Source organism: Vibrio sp. 704 (genome assembly GCF_033339295.1).
In genome coordinates this window covers 1-1,402 of the sequence record NZ_JAWOUH010000070.1, presented here as the reverse complement: position 1 = coordinate 1,402, position 1,402 = coordinate 1, and the positions used below count along the sequence as shown (strand labels likewise).

The window sequence follows — 1,402 nt, the reverse complement described above, 5'->3', positions numbered from 1 at the left end:
AATAATTAACACATGGTGATTTTATGGCTAGAACAACAAGCGTCACAATCGGAGAATCTCTTGATTGTTTTATCGAAAGAATGATCGCAACAGGTCGTTATGGCTCAACAAGTGAAGTGATGAGAAGTGCATTGCGACTACTCGAACAACAAGAGAATCAACAAGACTTACTGCGAAAAGCGCTCGATGAGGGTGAGGCGAGCGGAGAGTGTTCCTTGTCATTAAAAGAAGTGGCAGCAAGAAGAAAGGCCAAGCTGCATGTATAAACTTTCCCAAAAAGCAGCAGACGATTTTGGGGATATCTACGAATATACCTTTTTAAATTTTGGCGCAGAGCAAGCCGACAACTACACCGATGAAATGGAACAATGTTTACAAACTCTGTCAGAGGCACCATTCATTGGTCGAGATTGTTCCGAACTTCGTTCTGGCGTACGTCGTCATGATCATCAGAAACACGCCATTTTTTATCGAGTTCGAGAGTTCGATATCTTTGTTATCCGGATCTTGCACCAACAGATGAACCCAATGTTGCATCTTTAAATTACTTAATTTTTTGATAAAACCTAGAAAAACGCCCCTTAGAGGGCGTTTTTTGTTTCAAACGAACAGCGCCATCTTTGCCCTGTAAATCGCCTGAAAAGCGTCACAAACTTTCAGCCCGATTTCTGGGTCAGTAGGGCATAGTAAGTGCTTAAAAACGTGCCTAGAGCCTCTGATGGCGTTCTAAGGGCTGTTTTTGATAGCTAACTCGCCCGTTTAACATAATAGGAATAATAGACACCGATTTTGAGTGTGGCTCAGGCATAAATTTGGATTCTGATTAATGTATACATCTTCAAGTGGTTCTATGAAATTGGTATACATTAATCAATAGGGGGAGGTGATTTTCGTTACAGAGTCACGCGTTGCGAATCACTCTTAAATGCTTTGTTAGAGCACTTTGCTCTGTGTCACCAAGTCAAAAGCTTCGTTAACTTTTTTCCCAAGCGAAATCTGTTTGATTCCTGCAGGAACATGTAAGAACAGTGGAAAAATAGCCCAAAAAAAGAATAGCCCAATAACAACAAACAACCATCCACCTACTACTTGGGCATCATACTTACCAAATACTCCCTTTGTGTGGTTATTGTAAGCATAGGCAATAAACTTACCTGTTTTTGAGTCCCGCTCGCCGACAACAGTAACTTCATCATTACGATTAATAACCCAAGCATCAGATACTTGAAGTTCGATTACACAATTATTTTCACTTAATTCAAACTGTACCTTGGTTTTAGTGACCGCTTTGAAATTAATAACCTTACCAACTAATTTATCTAACATTATTTTGTTAACTCTATGTTACTTTACTAGGAGTGCTCTAACGCCCTGTTAAGGGGTGAGCAACGCAATACCGAAG

General features: G+C 40.1%; 3 protein-coding genes. 2 read left to right on the top strand and 1 reads right to left on the bottom strand.

The annotated features are described in order from the left end of the window. Window positions 1-23 precede the first annotated feature (23 nt). The gene (locus tag R7R24_RS24475) at window positions 24-266 is read left to right on the top strand and encodes a type II toxin-antitoxin system ParD family antitoxin (protein ID WP_012615282.1); all 243 of its coding nucleotides are present in this window, start codon (window positions 24-26) and stop codon (window positions 264-266) included. Next, window positions 259-543 (top strand): type II toxin-antitoxin system RelE/ParE family toxin, encoded by a 285-nt coding sequence (locus tag R7R24_RS24470; protein ID WP_012615283.1) that lies wholly within the window; start codon window positions 259-261, stop codon window positions 541-543. Before R7R24_RS24475 ends, R7R24_RS24470 begins: the two co-directional genes overlap by 8 nt. 390 nt (window positions 544-933) lie before the next feature. Here R7R24_RS24470 and R7R24_RS24465 read toward each other — a convergent pair whose 3' ends face one another. Continuing rightward, complete coding sequence (locus R7R24_RS24465; protein ID WP_000884724.1) at window positions 934-1,326, bottom strand: hypothetical protein; 393 nt, start codon at window positions 1,324-1,326, stop codon at window positions 934-936. Between the last annotated feature and the right edge of the window lie 76 nt (window positions 1,327-1,402).

Bases quoted from the DNA above. Each gene is read 5' to 3' on its own strand.
- R7R24_RS24475 (WP_012615282.1), top strand. From the start codon at position 24: ATGGCTAGAACAACAAGCGTCACAATCGGAGAATCTCTTGATTGTTTT.
- R7R24_RS24470 (WP_012615283.1), top strand. From the start codon at position 259: ATGTATAAACTTTCCCAAAAAGCAGCAGACGATTTTGGGGATATCTAC.
- R7R24_RS24465 (WP_000884724.1), bottom strand. From the start codon at position 1,326: ATGTTAGATAAATTAGTTGGTAAGGTTATTAATTTCAAAGCGGTCACT.